General features: G+C 64.7%; 13 protein-coding genes and 1 pseudogene. 12 read left to right on the forward strand and 2 right to left on the reverse strand.

All coding sequences use genetic code 11. The features are described 5' to 3' along the window. Nucleotides 1-88 precede the first annotated feature (88 nt). The 7 genes and pseudogenes from M3A49_RS24430 to M3A49_RS24460 form a co-directional block, all read left to right on the forward strand. Nucleotides 89-1,300 carry a porin gene (locus M3A49_RS24430; protein ID WP_266231378.1) on the forward strand — a complete coding sequence of 404 codons (1,212 nt, stop codon included), beginning with the start codon at nt 89-91 and terminating at the stop codon, nt 1,298-1,300. Between the two features lie 120 nt (nt 1,301-1,420). Continuing rightward, the gene (locus M3A49_RS24435) at nt 1,421-2,164 is read left to right on the forward strand and encodes a (Fe-S)-binding protein (protein ID WP_266231379.1); all 744 of its coding nucleotides are present in this window, start codon (nt 1,421-1,423) and stop codon (nt 2,162-2,164) included. Next, nucleotides 2,161-3,555 (forward strand): lactate utilization protein B, encoded by a 1,395-nt coding sequence (locus tag M3A49_RS24440; RefSeq protein ID WP_266231380.1) that lies wholly within the window; start codon nt 2,161-2,163, stop codon nt 3,553-3,555. Before M3A49_RS24435 ends, M3A49_RS24440 begins: the two co-directional genes overlap by 4 nt. Then, nucleotides 3,542-4,129, forward strand: a complete 588-nt coding sequence (locus tag M3A49_RS24445) for a LutC/YkgG family protein (protein ID WP_266231381.1) — start codon at nt 3,542-3,544, stop codon at nt 4,127-4,129. Before M3A49_RS24440 ends, M3A49_RS24445 begins: the two co-directional genes overlap by 14 nt. A 12-nt stretch (nt 4,130-4,141) precedes the next feature. Further along, a complete protein-coding gene (locus tag M3A49_RS24450) occupies nt 4,142-6,382 on the forward strand; it encodes a cation:proton antiporter (protein ID WP_266231382.1) in 2,241 nt (746 codons plus the stop codon). Continuing rightward, nucleotides 6,379-7,185: a hypothetical protein gene (locus M3A49_RS24455; RefSeq protein WP_266231383.1), complete on the forward strand. Its 807-nt coding sequence runs from the start codon at nt 6,379-6,381 to the stop codon at nt 7,183-7,185. Before M3A49_RS24450 ends, M3A49_RS24455 begins: the two co-directional genes overlap by 4 nt. 64 nt (nt 7,186-7,249) lie before the next feature. Beyond that, a pseudogene (locus M3A49_RS24460) lies at nt 7,250-7,480 on the forward strand (hypothetical protein); the annotation flags it as partial. A gap of 262 nt (nt 7,481-7,742) precedes the next feature. Here the strand turns inward: M3A49_RS24460 and M3A49_RS24465 are convergent. Further along, on the reverse strand, nt 7,743-9,095 hold the full coding sequence (locus M3A49_RS24465; protein ID WP_266231384.1) for an NYN domain-containing protein: 1,353 nt from the start codon (nt 9,093-9,095) through the stop codon (nt 7,743-7,745). Nucleotides 9,096-9,377: 282 nt separating this feature from the next. On the opposite strand from M3A49_RS24465, the gene M3A49_RS24470 reads away from it, so the two are divergent. From M3A49_RS24470 to M3A49_RS24480, 3 genes are all read left to right on the forward strand, one after another. Further along, the gene (locus tag M3A49_RS24470; protein ID WP_266231385.1) at nt 9,378-11,255 is read left to right on the forward strand and encodes an alkaline phosphatase family protein; all 1,878 of its coding nucleotides are present in this window, start codon (nt 9,378-9,380) and stop codon (nt 11,253-11,255) included. 76 nt (nt 11,256-11,331) lie between these two features. Beyond that, nucleotides 11,332-12,573 (forward strand): cytochrome-c peroxidase, encoded by a 1,242-nt coding sequence (locus tag M3A49_RS24475; RefSeq protein ID WP_266231386.1) that lies wholly within the window; start codon nt 11,332-11,334, stop codon nt 12,571-12,573. Nucleotides 12,574-12,634: 61 nt separating this feature from the next. Continuing rightward, the gene (locus tag M3A49_RS24480) at nt 12,635-12,913 is read left to right on the forward strand and encodes a hypothetical protein (protein WP_416339001.1); all 279 of its coding nucleotides are present in this window, start codon (nt 12,635-12,637) and stop codon (nt 12,911-12,913) included. Here M3A49_RS24480 and M3A49_RS24485 read toward each other — a convergent pair. Further along, on the reverse strand, nt 12,910-13,794 hold the full coding sequence (locus tag M3A49_RS24485; protein WP_266231387.1) for an IclR family transcriptional regulator: 885 nt from the start codon (nt 13,792-13,794) through the stop codon (nt 12,910-12,912). The genes M3A49_RS24480 and M3A49_RS24485 overlap by 4 nt on opposite strands. A gap of 164 nt (nt 13,795-13,958) precedes the next feature. Between M3A49_RS24485 and M3A49_RS24490 the strand changes: the two genes are divergently transcribed. Both M3A49_RS24490 and M3A49_RS24495 read left to right on the forward strand, forming a co-directional pair. Continuing rightward, nucleotides 13,959-16,298: a cytochrome P450/oxidoreductase gene (locus tag M3A49_RS24490; RefSeq protein WP_266231388.1), complete on the forward strand. Its 2,340-nt coding sequence runs from the start codon at nt 13,959-13,961 to the stop codon at nt 16,296-16,298. Between the two features lie 47 nt (nt 16,299-16,345). Then, nucleotides 16,346-17,719 (forward strand): MFS transporter, encoded by a 1,374-nt coding sequence (locus tag M3A49_RS24495; protein ID WP_266231389.1) that lies wholly within the window; start codon nt 16,346-16,348, stop codon nt 17,717-17,719. The last annotated feature ends 34 nt before the right edge of the window (nt 17,720-17,753 follow it).

Below are 17,753 nucleotides of genomic sequence, written 5' to 3' on the forward strand. Positions count from 1 at the left end.
ACTAGTGCGGCGCGCTCTCCGGCGCCGCGCTCCGGCCGCGCACGTGCATGCAGCGCGGCGGCCCACCTCTTTTCGAACAGACAACGACATGGCAAATATCGTCAAGTGCACGGCGCTGGCGCTGGCTTCGTGCGCCCTCGCGATTAGCGCACACGCGCAATCTTCAGTCACGCTCTACGGCACGGTGGACGCGGGCCTCATTTATTCGACCAACCAGCAGACCACGCACGCAGACGGCAGCACGAGCGGCCACGCGAACTGGCAGCTGGGCGGCGGCAACCTCGTGCCGTCGCGCTGGGGCCTCACGGGCAGCGAAGACATTGGCGGCGGCACGAGCGTCAACTTCACGCTCGAAAACAGCTTCTTCTCGCAGAACGGCGCACTATTGCAGGGAGGTACGCTCTTCAATCGCAACGCCTGGGTGGGCGTTGCGAACAGCCGCTACGGCACGCTCACGCTGGGCCGCCAGTACGATCCGTTTTCCGACGATCTGGGCGCTTATGTGTCGAGCAACAACTGGGCGACGCTCTATGGCTCGCACTTCGGCGACGTGGACAATCTCAACGAAGCGTTCAACTTCAATAACTCGATCAAATACGTGAGTCCCAGTTTCGGCGGCTTCACGCTAGGCGGCCTGTTCAGTTTTGGCGGCGTGGCGGGGAACTTCTCGCAGAACCGCGGCTGGTCGGTGGCTGCGAATTACGCCAACGGGCCGCTTTCGCTTTCTGCCGGTTACCTCGAGTTGCGCAATCCGCTGCAGGCAGCGCTGGGCGCAGAGGCCGGCTATATCGGCGACTTCAGTTGCAGCAATCCGAGTGCATCGTACTGCGAACTTCAAAATGCCCAGCGCGTGAGTATTTTTGGCGCGGGCGGATCGTACGCGTTCGACAAGGTCAGCGTGGCGCTCAGCTATACGCATACGCGTTTCTCGCAGAGTCTCTATTTCGCGGAGGCGGCGCGGCCGCAGGGCGCGGACGTCTCGTTCGATATTGCCGAGCTGAATACGTCGTGGCAATACTCGCCCGCGCTGCAGTTCGGCTTCGCCTATATCTTCAACGACGCGCATCCGGACGGCGGCTCGTCCACGCGGCTTCACCAGATCAATCTGGGCGCGGTGTACAGCCTCTCCAAGCGCACGGCGGTTTATGCGGTGGCGATCGGCCAGAAGTCGTCGGGGGCCGGTCTTGGGATCGATGCCGCGAGCGGGGCGACGCAGAACCTGGCGCAGATTCCGAACCTCGTGAATTCGAACACCGACCAGCAGCTTGCCGTGATCGCGGGCATCCGCCATAACTTTTGAGCGAAAAGCCGCGGCGCAGCATGATGCGCCGCGGCAACCCGCAGCGCGTACACGCTTCGCGCGACGCCCGCGCCGTTCGGCAGTAGAATGTTCGGGTCCGCTTTTCGTGTGAGCTCGCGCATGAAAGTTGCCTTGTTCGTCCCTTGCTTCATCGACGCGTTCTACCCCGAAGTCGCAATCGCCACACTGGAACTGCTGGAGCGGTTCGGCTGCGAGGTCGACTATCCGCTCGAACAAACCTGCTGCGGCCAGCCCATGGCCAACAGCGGCGCGCAGGCCGAGGCAGCCGGCGCGGAGCGGGTGTTTGCGCGCGCCTTCGCGGGCTACGACTATATCGTCGGGCCTTCGGCGAGCTGCGTGAATCACGTGCGCGACCACTTCACGGCGATCGAGCAGACCGACGCCGTGCGCAAGGTGCGCGAGAGCACCTATGAGCTTGTCGAGTTCCTGCATGACGTGCTGGGCGCGCGCGAATTCCCCTGGGCCGAATTTCCGTGGCGCGTGGGTTTGCACAATAGCTGCAGCGCGCTGCGCCATTTGAAGGAAGCTTCCGTTTCGGAAATCGCCGGTCCGACATTCTCGAAGCCGCTCGCACTGCTCGAACATGTGAAGGGCATCGAGTTCGTGAAGCCGGCGCGGCCCGACGAATGCTGCGGCTTCGGCGGCACGTTCGCCGTGACCGAAGAAGCGGTGTCGGTGCGCATGGGCCAGGACAAGGTGGTCGATCACGTGAGCGCGGGTGCGCAATACATCGTTTCTGCCGACATGTCCTGCCTCATGCACCAGCAGGGCTGCGCCGAGCGAATGAGCGCGGACATCCGCTTCATCCATATTGCCCAGGTGCTCAACGGAGCGCGCGAATGAAGCGAGTCGAACACGCGAAGCTCGCTGGCACGTTTCTCTCTCGGCCGGAGCATGTCGCCTTCCACGACAAGCGTCTGTGGGACTTGCGCTCGAAGCGCGACGCCCAGGCGCATGCCATTCCCGAATGGGAAATGCTGCGCACGCTCGCCTCGCAAATCAAGGCGCATACACTTTCGCATCTCGCCGACTACCTCGACCATTTCACGCGCACGGCGCAAGCCAATGGCGTGCAGGTCCATTTCGCGGATACGGCCGAGGAACACAACGAAATTGTTTTTCGCATCCTGAGCGAGCGCGGCATGACGGCGCTCGTGAAGAGCAAGTCGATGCTCACCGACGAGTGCGAAATGCGCCCGTACCTGGAGTCGCGCGGCATTTCGGTGATGGAAACCGACCTTGGCGAGCGCATCCAGCAGCTCGACAAGCAGCCGCCCAGCCATATCGTCGTGCCCGCCGTGCACAAGCTGCGCGACGACGTGGCCGAAGTGTTCGGCCGCACCATCGGCACGGACCCGCACAACAACGACATTCACTATCTGGCGGAAAGCCAGCGTATGAATACGCGGCCGTGGTTCGTGCGCGAGAAAACGGCGGGCATGACCGGGTGCAATTTCGCGGTGGCCGAAACGGGCACGGTGGTGGTGTGCACCAACGAGGGCAACGCGGACCTTTCCGCTAACGTGCCGCCGCTGCACATCGTCTCAATGGGCATCGAGAAGCTGATTCCGCGCCTGTCCGATCTCGGCGTATTCGTGCGTATGCTCTCGCGCAGCGCGCTCGGCTCGCCGATCACGCAATACACCTCGCATTTCCGCGCGCCGCGGCCCGGTGCGGAAATGCATTTCGTGCTCGTCGACAACGGCCGGTCCGAGCGGCTCGCCATGCCCGAGTTCTGGTATTCGCTCAAATGCATTCGCTGCGGCGCGTGCATGAATACCTGTCCCGTGTACCGGCGTAGCGGCGGCCTCTCGTACGGCAGCACCTATGCGGGGCCAATAGGCGCGATCATCAATCCGACCTTCGACCTCAAACGCTTCAGCGCGTTGCCGTTCGCTTCGACGCTCAACGGCAGTTGCACGAATGTGTGCCCCGTGAAGATCAATATTCACGAGCAGATTTACCAGTGGCGGCAGGTCATCGCGGCACAGCACGAAGTGCCGTTCGTGAAGCAGGAAGTGCTGAAGATGGCTGGCCGATTGCTCGGCAGTCCGACGCTTTATCGCGGCACGGTGAAGTCGCTCGAGGGCGCGTTGCGGCGCTTGCCGAACTTCATGCTCTACAACCCGCTCAATATCTGGGGCAAACAGCGCGATCTGCCGCATGTGCCGCATACCACGTTCCATACGTGGTACCGGAAAAACCGCAAGGGAGGCGGCGATGGCGGATCGTGAGGCGTTCCTCGCGCGCGTGCGCGCCGCGCAGCCCGCGCACGAACCGTTGCCCGAGGTGCCGCTGTTCGACGCGCCCGCCGGCGATCTGCGCGAGCGCTTTGGCGCCGCGCTCAAACTGATGGGCGGCAGCGAGACGCAGGTGCAAAGCGCGGCCGACGTGCGCGCCATGATCTTGCGCCGTTTTGGCAGCGAGGCGCGTATCGCGTCGGCCACGCCAGAGGTGCAGGGCACGCGCGAGATCAGCGCCGCCACGAAGCCGGCCTCGCTCGAAGACGTCGACGTGGGCGTGGTGCGCGCGCGCTTCGGCGTGGCGGAAACGGGGTCGCTGTGGCTGAGCGAGCGCGAGTACGTGGTGAACGCGCTCGGCTATATCGTGCAGCATCTCGTGGTGCTGCTCGATCCCGCGCAGCTGGTGGCGGGGCTGCAGGACGCATACCGACGCGACGATTTTCGCAGCGCGCGCTACGCTGCGCTCGTCACGGGGCCGTCCGCGACGGCCGATATCGAAGGCGTGCTGATCCAGGGGGCACAAGGGGTGAGGTCGTTGACGGTGGTGTGGCTGCCGGCGCCGTGACGGTTGCACGCCATGGTCATCCACGTCCTTCTCCTGAGCGGCTTTCTGTTGGCGAGTATCGCCCTCGTCCAGGCGGTGAGCCTGCGCTGGTCAATTTCCGAATCGGTCTTGCTCGCCGCGTGGGGTTTCACGCTGGGCGGCATCTATCTCGTGAGCGGCGAGGCCTGGCCCACGCTCGCCGCTAACTTCGTGATGCCCGCGCTTGCGCCTCGGCTGCCGCCCGAGGCTTACCTGTGGATCTTCCTGCCGCCGCTGCTGTTCCAGGCCGCGCTCAGCGTGAACGTGCGCGAGATGCTCGGCGACTCGGCGCCCATTCTGCTGCTTGCCGTGGTGGCCGTGTTCGTTGCGACCGGCATGGTGGGCGGCGCGGTCCGGCTCACAGGTCTCGGTCCGCTCGTCGACGGCCTCCTGCTCGGCGCGATGATCGCGACGACCGACCCTTCCGCCGTGCTCGCCGTGTTTCGTGAAGTGGGCGCGCCCGAGCGGCTCGTGCGCCTCGTGGAAGGCGAGAGCCTGCTCAACGACGCAGCCGCGATTGCGATTGCCAGCGTGCTGATCGCCGCGATCACGGGAGACGCCGCCAATGTCTCGGCAACGGCCGCGCTGCGCGCGCTCGGCATCGCGCTCGGCGGTGGGTTGCTGGTTGGCGCGCTGGCCGGGCGCGCGTTCGCGTGGCTCCTGCCGACGCTGGGCGGCGAGGGTAAAGCCGAAATCTCGCTCAGTTTCGCGCTGCCGTATCCGCTCTATCTCCTCGCCGACCAGATGTTGCACGTCTCGGGCGTGGTGGCCGTGGTCGCGGCCGGGCTCGTCATTAGCGGTCTGGGAAGCACGCGCCTGTCGCCTGTCAACTGGAAGCATCTGCAACTGATCTGGGAACAGATCGCGGCCATGGCGGGCGCGGCGATCTTTCTGCTCGCGGCCATGCAGATTCCGGCCACGCTGCGTAACGCGCAGTGGATCGACCTCATCGCGCTCGCCGTCGTGGTGGTGGCGGCGTTCGCGGCGCGCGTCGTCGTGGTGTTCGGCATGCTGCCGCTACTGAGCCGAATGCGGCTCACCGAGCCCGTGAGCGCCGCCTACAAGCTCGTGATCGCGTGGGGCGGACTGCGCGGCGCGGTGACGCTCGTGCTCGCGCTCGGCCTCGCGCAGGACACGGCGCTGCCCGATTCCACGCGCCGCTTCGTCGCAATTCTCGCGACGGGCTTCGTGCTCGTGAGCCTGATCGTGAACGGCACGTCGCTCAAGCTGCTGATCCGGCGGCTGCACCTCGATCTGCTTTCGCCCCAGGAGCAGGCGCTGCAGCAGAAAGCGGTGCAGCTTTCGTCGATCGGCGTCTCCGAGCGCGTGCATATGGCGGCCCGCACCTTTCACATTCCCGATGCGATCGCCGACCAGGCCTGCCACACGTTCCGGCGCAGCGTCGACATGAGCGCGACGGCATTCGATTTCGAAGCGGCGCTGTCCGACCGCGAGCGTCTCGTCATCGGCCTCGTGACCCTCGCGGCGAAGGAGCGGGACCTCATTCCGCAGTATGGCAGCGGCATTATTACGATCCGCAATCTCGACGCCATGATGCGCAATACCGACGCCATGATCGAAGAGGCGCGTGTGGGCGGGCGCCTCGGATATCAGCGCGCCGCCGCAAAAATACTCGCGGATACGATCGAGATGCGGGTCGCGCGCCTTCTTTATCGCTGGCTGCGCGTGCGGCAGCCGTATGGCGACGCGCTCGCCGATCGCTTCGAGCTCCTGATGTGCCGCCGGGTGGTGCTGCATCAGCTGATCGTCTTCAACGACCGCAGCCTCACGCCGCTGCTGGGCGAGCGTCTCGCGGCGCTGCTCAAGACGATACTCAAGGCGCGTATCGCGACGGCCGAGCATGGACTGGCGGACGTGCGCCGTTGCTTCGGCCACGCTTCGGACGTGCTCGAGCGGCGCATGCTGCTGCTCTACGCGCTGCGCGAAGGGCGCGAACGCGTGCAGGCCATGTACGAGGACCGCTCGATTTCGAAGGAGATCTACGATTCGATCCGGCGCGAGCTGGACGCTGCGTGGAAGCTCGCGGTGCCGCGGGCGCATCCGGATCTCGTGCCGGGCGAGGCACAGGCGAAGGAGATTCATACGCGCATCGACGCATTGAGCGTTGGCGACGCCGAAGCGCAACCAGCGCCCTCAGCACCCATGGCGGCGCACACCGACACCGCCGCGCAGGTGGAAAACGCCACCGCCGAAGGGCGGAGGCCGTCGTCATGACCGAAATCCAGTCGGCGTTGCTCGTGTTCGCGCTGCTGCTCGGCGGCACGGGCCTTGGCGTGCTGTTGCGGCCGTTATTGCCCGAGGAGCATCGCAAGCATGAAACCGTGCAGCTCGTGCAACTCGTGATCGGCATGCTGGTGACCTTTGCGGCGCTCGTGCTGAGCCTGCTCACCGCGTCCGCGAAATCGAGCTTCGATACGGCGACCAACGACATGCGCGCCTACGCCGCCGACCTGATCCAGCTCGACCAACGCCTGCGCGAATACGGCTCTGACGCGGCCGCGGCGCGCACCTTGCTGCGCGCCTATACGGCAAGCGCCATCGCCTCGACCTGGACGCAGGAAAAGGCGCCGCCGGGCAACTACTATCCGCATGATCCAGGCGTCGGCAACGACGAACTCGAAAGCCGGCCGCTCGGTGCGCTGCTCGACTCGGTCGGGCACGAAATCGAAACGCTCGCGCCAGGCGATGCGTACCACCAGGCGCTCGTGAGCCCGCTCTCGCAGATGTTCGATCGCGTGACCGATACGCGCTGGCGTCTCATCGAAGAGGCGCACGGCACGATTTCGCGGCCGTTCTTCACGATGCTCGCGCTCTGGCTAATCCTGATCTTCCTGAGCTTCGGGCTCGTCGCGCCGCATAACGCGCTGGCGATCGTGCTGATCGTGCTCGGCGCGGTGTCGATTTCGTCGGCGGTCTATGTGATCGCCGACCTCGATACGCCGTTCACGGGGCAGCTCGTGGTGCCGAGCGATTCGATGCGCGACGCGCTCGCGCACATGAATGCGCCGGCGACGTAGCGACGCGAGCGAGCCACTGCGCTAGACTCGCGCGACGTGACGCGTACAGGAAAGGAGGTTTGCAATGTTGCGCAAGACGCTCAATGCTTCGCGGCTGCAGGAGGAAGTGCACCGGCGCATCCACAAGCTCCAGGAAGTGGTCGACGACGGCGTGAAGATCGGCGTGCCGCGCCCGCAGCTGCAGGAGCCCGACCGCAGCGGCTGCAACTGGACGATGCAGCACTTTCATAACGCGGCTGGCTTCGAAGCGAGCGTGGCGCGTGTGCTGGAGCAGGTGCGGGCCGAGTACAACCTCCCACAGGCACAGGATGAAGCCGTGGAGGACGATGCCGACGAGGCGGCCGACGCACACGATCCGTTCGGCGGATCGAAACCGGCGCAGGCCGCGAACCCGTTTGGAGCGGCTAGACCGTCGGGCAAGCAGGATCCTTTCGGCGATACCACGCCCGCGAGTGAGGAAGCGCCGCCTGCGAAGGGCAAGCGTCCCGCGAATCCGTTCGGCGATTGACCGATGCGCCGCGCGCCGCCCACTGCGAGCGGCGCGCGTGGCGCAATATTCAGCTTTCTTCCGCAGTGGCCTTGCTGCGCGCGCGGCGCGCACGCGACGGTGCTTTCTTAGCAGCGGGCTCGGCCGGCGCTGCGGCCTCGCTCGCCGGTTCGTCCGCGGCGCTGGCCGGCGACTCGGCTGCTTTCTTCGATGTCCTCTTGCGCGCGGGGCTCTTGCGAGCCGCCGTCTTGCGCGCTCGCGCGGGGGCGGGCGCGGCGGTCTCGACATCGGTGGCCTGTTCGGGCGCCTCGTATGCCTCATACGGCGCCTGGGTGCTCCCGTTCGCGTCGTATGGCTCGGCGGAGAAGGGCGGCGCGGCGTCGTGCCGATGCGCTGCGTGCGCGAGCGCTTCGACCGGCTCGAACGGAATCTCGCCTTGCGTCTCGACCGGTTGCTCGACTGCCGCTTCGCGCACGTCGGCCGCGCCGCTTCCACGCCCATTGCGGCGGCCCTTGCGCCTGCCGCGCGGCTCCTCGGCACGCGCCGCCGTGTTTTCCGGCGCTGACACACTGGCGGCGGCAGCCGCGAGCGGGGGCGGGTTCAGCCGTGACACCCACGTACCCGACTTGTCGTCGCGGCCCACTTCGAGCAGGCCGCGCGACTGCGCCTCTTCGAGCAGATTGCCAAACGCGCGGAAGCCGTAGCGCGTTTCGTTGAAGTCAGGCCGGCGGCGCTTGATGGCGCTCTTGAGCACGGAAGCCCAGATCTTGCCGCTTTCGCCACGCTCCAGCACGAGCGCGTCGAGCGTTTCGATCGCAAAGGCAACGGCTTTCGACTTGCGCTCGTCGCCGTCCTGCTTGGGCTGGCGCTCCTCGCCGCCCTGGCGCTTCGCGCCGCCGGCGTCCTTGCTCTTGCCCTTGCCATGCGTCTGCTGATCGCGCACGAGGTCGCGCACCAGATCGTCATAGAAGATGAATTCGTCGCAATTGGCAACGAGCAGGTCGGAGGTGGAGTCCTTCACGCCCACGCCGATCACCTTCTTGGCGTTTTCGCGCAGCTTCGAGACGAGCGGCGAAAAGTCGGAGTCGCCGCTCACGATTACGAACGTGTCCACGTGCGACTTCGTGTAGCAGAGATCGAGCGCATCCACGACGAGGCGGATATCGGCCGAATTCTTCCCCGACTGGCGCACGTGAGGAATTTCGATCAGCTCGAAGCTCGCTTCGTGCATCGCGGCCTTGAAGCCCTTGTAGCGCTCCCAGTCGCAATAGGCCTTCTTCACGACGATGCTGCCCTTGAGCAAGAGCCGCTCCAGCACGGGCTTGATATCGAAGCGGTCGATCTTCGCGTCGCGCACGCCGAGCGCGACGTTCTCGAAGTCGCAGAACACCGCCATGCTGACGTTTTCCTGTGGGGAGGCCATGTGATTGATTCGTTCCATCTACCGTTTGAATTCACATGATAGCCGGTTGCACAGCGATGGGCCGGGAATCGTCATAGTGGCGTGTCGCCCCGCGCACCTGTTAGTTGTGTGCGCAAGCATGGTTATCTGGAGCGGTTTTTGAACATGCGGCCGTAAAACGCAGTCGTTTTCACGTTTATCTAGTTCCCTAACAGCTCCTTAACAAGTGTGTAACACAACTTACATAGACTTTCGGCGAGTCAAAATCCGTCGGGTGTGTCCGACTTATAACGAGGGACAGTTGTGAAGAAAATACAGTCGCGCAGGGGGGCGCTCGCGATGCTGACGAGCATCGGCGTAATGGCGGGGTTATCTGGTTGCGGAAGCAACGGTTCGGACGGCGGACCGAAGGTCACCGGTCAGGTGCTCGGCAGCTATATCCAGAATGCGGCGGTCTGCCTGGATGTGAACAACAATGGCAAGTGCGACCCGGGCGAGCCGGTCGCGCGCTCGGATGCCCAGGGCAAGTTCTCGATCTCCGATACGAGCAATGGGTCGTGGAAGTACATCGTTGCCGACCTGAGCGGCGCCACGGAGAACGACGCATCGGGCAAGAACATGGGCACGGCGTTCAACAGCACGGCTACGTTCCGTTCGCCGCGCGGCGTCAGTTCCGTCAGCGCGATCACCACGCAGCTTTCGCAACTGATGGACAGCGGCCTGTCGCAGTCGGATGCTCAAACGCAACTGGCGAACAAGATCGGCACGACGCCGGACACCCTGCTGGGCGACTTCAACACCAACGGCAACGCCGTGGTGAAGGCAGCGAGCGACCAGTACATTGCAACCGTCGCTTCGAGCAAGGCGATCAAGCACGTCTGGGTTATCGTGCTCGAAAACAAGAGCGCGGAATCGACGTACGGCACGACGGCCTCGGATTCGAACCAGGACCCGTACCTAAAATCGCTGATGCCGCAGGGCACGTTCCTCTCGAACTACTACGGCACCGGTCACGTTTCGCTGGACAATTACATATCGATGGTGTCGGGTCAGCCGTCGACGCACGACACCGAAACGGACTGCTTCCAGATTTGGTCCGATATCGTGGATGCCGGCAACGACTCGGCGAACCCCAAGGTTCTCAAGGCAGGCACGGACGTCAACGGCCACCAGAGCGGCGGCTGCGTGTTCCCGGCTCGCGTGCAGCATATTGGCAACCAGATGGAACAAGCCAGGCTCACGTGGCGCAGCTACAACGAGGACATGGGCAACGACCTGAACCGTGACGGCACGAGGACCTGTTCGTTCCCGCGCCGTACCGCGCAGCTTTCGGGCACCGACCCGACGAAGGCTGTGGACGGCACGCAGGCCGCGCAGGCTCCTTCTGCTTCGGGTGACGTGGCGGGCGATGAGTACGCAACGCGCCATAATCCGTTCCCGTATTTCCATTCGACCATCGATGATCTGGCGAACTGCGACGCGCACGTGGTCAACCTGCAAGACGACCTGGCAACGGATCTTCAGTCGATTGCCACCACGCCGAACTTCTCCTTCATCACGCCGAACCTGTGTGACGATGGTCATGATGGGGACGGTACGGGTACCGCAGGCAAGGGCTGCGCAAACGGCCAGCCTGGTGGTTTGACTTCGATCGACGCATTCCTGAAGAAGACGATCCCGCTGATCGAGGCTTCGCCCGCCTACAAGCAGGACGGCCTGATCATCATCACCACGGACGAAGGCGTCGTGACAGGACTCACGCCGACAACGCAAGTCAGTGCTGATGGCACGACGCTTTCCCTGCTGGAGCCGGAGATGGGCAACCAGTGCCCTGGCTGCAACCAGCAAACGGGTCCGAACGTGACGCGTCCGGAACAGGTCACGATGTCCACGCTGCCGGTTGCTGAAGCAAGCCTGCTCGGAATTAACCCGGCGACGCTGCCTGCATCCGTGCAGAAGGTGTCGATTGCGTTGAACTACCTCGGAGTCGGTGGCGATCAGATTGGTACGCTTCTGCTGTCGCCGTTCATCAAAGGCGGTCACGTGGATAGTACGGGCTACAACCACTACGCGATGCTGCGTTCGCTCGAAGACAACTTCGGCATGGGCTCGTATCTCGGCTACGCCGATGATGCATCGCTCAAGCCGATCTTCACATCGGCCAACATTGATAACCGCTAATTCCTGGCGGTCTCACAAGAACTCTGTTGTCTAAGCCCGGTTCTCCGTTCGAACCGGGTTCTTTTCTTGATCCGTCATGCGCCATTTTTCTACAAGGGCTGTTCTCGCAACGGCCCTTTGCATTTTCCTTCTGTCCGCTTGCGACAAACGAGCACCGGACGCTCAAGCAGCCCCGGTCAATGCAGGTGCTTCTGATCTGGCAGCTATCGGCAAGGCAGCGTTCTTCGATCCATCGCTCTCAGCTTCCGGCAAGCAGTCATGTGCCTCCTGTCACAGCCCTGCGAATGCCTATGGGCCGCCAAACGGTCTGGCTGTCCAGTTGGGTGGCCCAAACCTCGATCGAGCCGGACTGCGCTCGGTGCCGTCGCTGCGCTATCTGCGTGCTGTGCCTTACTGGACCTACACGCAGGCAAATAGCCTGAAAGAGCGTCTCGAGGACGGAGATAATCAGCCCAGCGGCGGATACACCTGGGATGGGCGCTACAACTCCCCCGCGGATCAGGCTGCATTTCCCCTGCTCAATCCGGATGAAATGGCAAACAGCAGCGCGGATGACGTGGCGAAGAAGCTGAGCAAAAGCGCCTACGCACAGCAGTTCCGGGAAGCATTCGGCCAGTACATTTTCTCGCGACCGGCGCAGGCACTGGCGGACCTTGGAAAGGTATTGCAGGCATTCCAGTTCAATGATCCTTCGTTCGCGCCGTACGCCAGCAAGTTCGACCGCGTGCTCGACGGCAAGGATCAATTCACGCCACAAGAAGCGCACGGATTGAAGCTGTTCAGCGACCCGGACAAGGGGAACTGTGCAAGCTGTCATCTAATTAACAAAGGCGCTCATGGCTCGCATCCGGCATTGACGGATTACAACTTTCAGACGCTGGGTGTGCCACGCAACATGGACATTCCGGCCAATCGCGATCCGAACTTCTTCGACATGGGGTTATGTGGGCCGCTTCGTCAAGACCAGGCGAAGCAGCAGAAGTGGTTCTGTGGGATGTTCCGCACGCCCACGCTTCGCAACGTCGCCACGCGGCGCGTGTTCTTCCACAATGGCATGTTCCATACGCTTGAAGATTCGATGCGCTTCTATGTCGAGCGCGACACGAACCCGGAGAAGTGGTATTCGAAAGACGCGCACGGCCAAGTCGTAAAGTTTGACGACCTGCCGAAGGATCTGCGCAGTAATGTGGATACCAAGACGGAGCCGCTGACGAATCAGCTGGGCGGCAAACCGGTCTGGTCAGACTCGGATATCCGCGACGTGGTGGCGTTCCTGGATACCCTGACTGACGCGGACGCACAGACAGTGCCTCGCTAACATCGTGCAGAAAAATGAAAAGCCCGGTCAGTTTTTGAACCGGGTTTTTATGCGATCAGGCGTGCCGCGCAATCCCGAGCGGCGCGCGAACCGCGATCCGAAGTACTACGACGAAGGCCTGTGCGGCCATGTGGTGAAGTTCGACGATCTGCCGCCCGAACTGCGCGCCAACATCGACACCGTGGACGAGCCACTCACGCGCAAGGCGGGCGAGCGCCCGGCATGGAACGCACGCGATATCGACGACGTGATCGCCTTCCTGAAGACGTTGAACGACGGCTATCTGCCCGCACCCACGAAGCCGGTTGCCCCCGCGCCGACCACGCTGACGAAGCGTTAAGCGCCGCGCGCCACGTAGCCGAGGAGGGCGCTCACGGCGTCCGCTTCGCGGCGTACGGCGCGCCCGTTCGGGCCCTCGGGCGTGGCGTCGAAGCCGCCCGTGGCGCCCAGCGCCGTGAGCACGCCGCAGAGCTTGCCGGTGTGATCGAAGAGCGGCGCCGACACGGCGCTGATGCCCTTGAGATTCGTGTCGCGCACGCTCGCGCAGCGCGCCGCCTGCACGTCGCGCCGCAACGTGCCGATCGGATCGCTCGCATTCAGTTGCGCACGCAACGAAGCGTCGGCATGCGCGAGTTCTTCCTGCGCTTGCGCGAGCACGCGCGTGTCGTCGAGCAGGCCGAGAAACACGCGGCCCGTGGACGACCACAGCAGCGACATCACCGAACCCACCCGCACGTTGACGGTCACGGGCAGCCCCGGCTCCTCGAAACGGATGATCGTGGGCCCCTTATTGCCCATCACCGCGACGAACGACGTCACTTCGAGCGTCTCGCGCAGGCGCACGAGCGCGGGTTCCGCAATGCGCACCGGATCGGCCTGGCGCATGGCGGCCACGCCGATCATCATCGCCTCGACGCCGAGCAGATACTGCTGGGTGGCGGTGTCCTGCGCGACGAGGCCTTCCTCGATCAGGCTCACGAGATAGCGATGCACCTTCGCGGGGCTCTCGCCCACGCAGGCGGCGAGCCCCGAGAGGCTCGCGCGGCCGCCCAGGCGCGCAAGACCCTTGAGCACGGCCATGCCCGTTTGCGCGGATTGCACGCGCTGGCGGCGCTCGCGCGGTGCGGCTACGGCCTTCGTCTCTCTCGCGACTTTGGGGGACGTCGAGACTTCGGCGACTTTGGCCGCGGGGCGACGGGGGGTGGTTTTCCTGCTTTCCATGCTGGACGGGGACGCTGGGGTATCGGTTGGATTCACGCGGATTTTAGGGCGCGTAGGGGCGGCGTGGTGCCTGAGGTGCTTGCACGTTAACCCCTATCTCAGAATTACGCAATGCGTACTAGAGTTACGCAAAACGTAATGCACGCAGCATGCAGGAGAGGCCTATGAGCGAGACACCTTCCCCGTCGGCGGGCCGCTGCCCGTTCCCCCACGCAGCGAGTCACGACGCAAACGCCGCGCCGCGCTGCCCGGTCAGCGCCAATGCCGCGGCATTCGACCCGTTCAGCGACGGCTACCAGCAGGACCCGCCCGAATACGTGCGCTGGGCGCGCGAGCAGGAGCCCGTGTTCTATAGCCCTCAGCTTGGTTACTGGGTGGTCACGCGCTACGACGACATCAAGGCGATCTTTCGCGACAACCTCACATTCTCACCCTCCATCGCGCTCGAAAAGATCACGCCCACCGGTCCCGAGGCGAACGCGGTGCTGGAGTCGTACGGCTACGCCATGAACCGCACGCTGGTGAACGAGGACGAGCCTGCCCACATGCCGCGCCGCCGCGCGCTGATGGAGCCGTTCACGCCCGAACATCTCAAGCACCACGAACCAATGGTGCGGCGCCTCACGCGCGAGTACGTGGACCGCTTCATCGACGCAGGGCGCGCCGACCTCGTGGACCAGATGCTCTGGGAAGTGCCGCTCACCGTGGCGCTGCATTTTCTGGGCGTGCCCGAAGAGGACATGGACCTGCTGCGCAAGTACTCGATTGCGCACACGGTCAATACATGGGGCCGGCCGCGCCCCGAAGAGCAGGTCGAAGTCGCACACGCGGTGGGCAACTTCTGGCAGTTCGCGGGCAAGGTGCTCGACAAGATGCGCCAGAACCCGGATGGCCCGGGCTGGATGCAATATGGCATCCGCAAGCAGAAGGCGCATCCCGAAGTCGTCACGGATTCCTATCTGCATTCGATGATGATGGCCGGCATCGTGGCCGCGCACGAGACCACGGCCAACGCCACGGCGAACGCAATGAAGCTGCTGCTGCAGCACCCGCACGCGTGGCGCGAGATCTGCGAGGACCCGAGCCTGATTCCGAACGCGGTGGAGGAGTGCCTGCGCCACAACGGCTCGGTGGCGGCCTGGCGGCGCCTCGCGACGAAGGACGTGCAGATTGGCGGCATCGACATTCCGGCGGGTTCGAAGCTGCTCATCGTGACGTCCTCGGCGAATCACGACGAACACCATTTTGCCGATGCCGACCTGTTCGACATTCGCCGCGACAACGCAAGCGACCATGTCACGTTCGGCTATGGCTCGCACCAGTGCATGGGCAAGAACCTCGCGCGCATGGAGATGCAGATCTTCCTCGAAGAGTTCACACGCCGCTTGCCGCACATGCGTCTGGCCGAGCAGACGTTCACCTATGTACCGAACACGTCGTTCCGGGGTCCCGAGCATGTGTTGGTGGAATGGGACCCGGCGCAAAATCCGGAGCGCGCGAATCCGGCGCTGTTCGGCGCGCAGGTGGCGGTGCGCATCGGCGAGCCATCGGCGCACGCGCTTTCGCGGCCTGTGGTGGTCGAACGTGTGGACGCCGTGGCCGAAGGCATCGTTCGTTTGCGTCTCGTCGCGCCGGACGGCGGCGCGCTGCCGCGCTGGGCGCCGGGCGCGCATATCGACGTGGAGTGCGGCGACACCGGCATCTCGCGCCAGTACTCGCTGTGCTCGGACCCCGCCGACACGGGTGCGTTCGAGATCGCCGTGCTGCGCGAAACGCAAAGCCGCGGCGGTTCGGCGTGGGTGCACGACGCGTTGCGCGCAGGCATGCGTCTGAAGATTCGCGGCCCGCGCAATCACTTCCGGCTCGACGAAGCAGGGCGGCGCGCGATCTTCATTGCGGGCGGCATCGGCATCACGCCGGTGAGCGCCATGGCGCGCCGCGCGCGCGAGCTGGGCATCGACTACGAATTGCACTATAGCGGGCGCTCGCGCAAGACGATGGCGCTCGTCGACGAACTCGCGCAGCTGCATGGCGAGCGCCTGCATCTGCACGTCTCGGAAGAAGGCACGCGCAACGATTTCGCCGCGCTGCACGTCGACGAACACACGCGCGTCTACGCATGCGGCCCCGCGCGCATGCTCGAATCGCTCGAAGCCTGCCGCGAGGCGTGGCCCGAGGACGCGCTGCGCGTGGAGCACTTCGCCGCGACCGGCGGCAAGCTCGATCCCTCGCAGGAGCGGGCGTTCGAAGTCGAGTTGAAGGACTCGGGGCTCGTGCTCAACGTGGGCGCGGACCAGACCGTGCTAGACGCGCTGCGCCGCGCGAATATCGACGTGCAAAGCGATTGCGAAGAAGGCTTGTGCGGCTCGTGTGAGGTGCGCGTGCTGGCGGGCGAGATCGACCACCGCGACGTGGTGCTCACACGCGCCGAGCGCGACACGCAAACCCGCATGATGACCTGCTGCTCGCGCGCGAAAAGCGGGCGATTGATCCTCGAACTCTAGTCGCCGCAGAGCGATCGAGACGACACAATAATGATTGGAGACATTGCATGAACAAGGCGGTGGAGGTTACCGGCATCATCGACGAAAGCCGGTTCGGGCCGTATCAGCTACTGGTGGTCACGCTGTGCGCGCTGTGCCTCATGATGGACGGCTTCGACGTGCAGGCGATGGGCTATGTCGCGCCGGTCGTGATCCGCGAATGGGGCATTGCGAGGGAAACGCTCTCGCCGGTGTTCGGCGCGGGCCTGTTCGGCATGCTGGTGGGCTCGCTCACGTTCAGCACGCTCGCCGACAAGATCGGCCGCCGCCCGGTGCTGATCGGCGCGACGCTGTTCTTTTCTGCGTGCATGGTCGCGACGGGCTTCGCGCATTCGATCGCGGAACTGGTGGCCTGGCGCTTCGTCGCGGGGCTGGGGCTTGGCTGCATCATGCCGAATGCGATGGCGCTCGCGGGCGAGTACAGCCCGCGCCGCATGCGCGTCACGCTCATGATGATCGTCTCGTGCGGCTTCACGCTGGGCGGCGTGGTGGGTGGCCTGATCACCGCGGCGCTGATTCCCGCGTTCGGGTGGCGCGCCGTGTTCTTCGTGGGCGGCGCGATTCCGCTCGTGCTCGGCCTGCTGATGTGGCTCGCGTTGCCCGAGTCGATCCAGTTCCTCCTGTTTCGCGGCCGTGGTGAGCACACTCAGGCGCGCGTGCGCCGCAATCTGTCCCGCGTGGCGCCGGCGCTCGCGTTGCCGGCCGGCGTGCAGTTCACGACCGGGGAAACGCGCTCGCGCGGCGTGCCGTTCGTCGAACTGTTCAAGGAAGGGCGCGCGCGGGTGACCGTGCTGCTGTGGGTCGTGAACTTCGCAAACCTGCTCGCCATGTATTTCCTCTCGAACTGGCTGCCGACCGTGATCCGCGACGCCGGCTATTCGACCCAGACCGCCGTGTTCGCCGGCACGGCGTTGTGGGGCGGCGGTGTGATCGGCACGCTGCTGCTCGGGCGCATCATCGACCTCGCGGGCTTCACGCGCGTGCTCGCCACGACGTTCCTGATCGCCATCGTCTCGACGGCCGCCATCGGCAATCCGGCCGTGATGGTCTCCGTGGCCGCGATGTTCGTGGCGATCTCCGTTACGGGCTTCACGATCATCGGCGGCCAGCCTGCGCTCAACGCACTCGCCGCGACCTACTATCCGACCTCGCTGCGCTCGACCGGCATCGGCTGGAGTCTCGGCGTGGGGCGGATCGGCTCGGTCGTCGGTCCGGTGCTGGGCGGCGCGCTCCTGCACCTGCAATGGTCGTCCTCGGCGCTCTTTCTCGCGGCGGCCGCGCCGGCCTGTGTGTCGCTCGCGGGCATCGTGGCGATTCATCGGGCGAATAGCGCCGCTAAGGGCGCGATGGGAGGCGAGCGTGCGGCGGCGCAGGTGGAGTGACTGGCGGCAGCGCCTGCGTAGGGCCGCGCCGGTG

Source organism: Paraburkholderia sp. CNPSo 3076, from assembly GCF_026343935.1.
In the GTDB taxonomy this organism is placed as follows: Bacteria; Pseudomonadota; Gammaproteobacteria; order Burkholderiales; family Burkholderiaceae; genus Paraburkholderia; species Paraburkholderia nodosa.

Coding starts and splice junctions, on each gene's coding strand:
- M3A49_RS24430 (WP_266231378.1), top strand. CDS start 89: ATGGCAAATATCGTCAAGTGCACGGCGCTGGCGCTGGCTTCGTGCGCC.
- M3A49_RS24435 (WP_266231379.1), top strand. CDS start 1,421: ATGAAAGTTGCCTTGTTCGTCCCTTGCTTCATCGACGCGTTCTACCCC.
- M3A49_RS24440 (WP_266231380.1), top strand. CDS start 2,161: ATGAAGCGAGTCGAACACGCGAAGCTCGCTGGCACGTTTCTCTCTCGG.
- M3A49_RS24445 (WP_266231381.1), top strand. CDS start 3,542: ATGGCGGATCGTGAGGCGTTCCTCGCGCGCGTGCGCGCCGCGCAGCCC.
- M3A49_RS24450 (WP_266231382.1), top strand. CDS start 4,142: ATGGTCATCCACGTCCTTCTCCTGAGCGGCTTTCTGTTGGCGAGTATC.
- M3A49_RS24455 (WP_266231383.1), top strand. CDS start 6,379: ATGACCGAAATCCAGTCGGCGTTGCTCGTGTTCGCGCTGCTGCTCGGC.
- M3A49_RS24465 (WP_266231384.1), bottom strand. CDS start 9,095: ATGGCCTCCCCACAGGAAAACGTCAGCATGGCGGTGTTCTGCGACTTC.
- M3A49_RS24475 (WP_266231386.1), top strand. CDS start 11,332: ATGCGCCATTTTTCTACAAGGGCTGTTCTCGCAACGGCCCTTTGCATT.
- M3A49_RS24485 (WP_266231387.1), bottom strand. CDS start 13,794: ATGGAAAGCAGGAAAACCACCCCCCGTCGCCCCGCGGCCAAAGTCGCC.
- M3A49_RS24490 (WP_266231388.1), top strand. CDS start 13,959: ATGAGCGAGACACCTTCCCCGTCGGCGGGCCGCTGCCCGTTCCCCCAC.
- M3A49_RS24495 (WP_266231389.1), top strand. CDS start 16,346: ATGAACAAGGCGGTGGAGGTTACCGGCATCATCGACGAAAGCCGGTTC.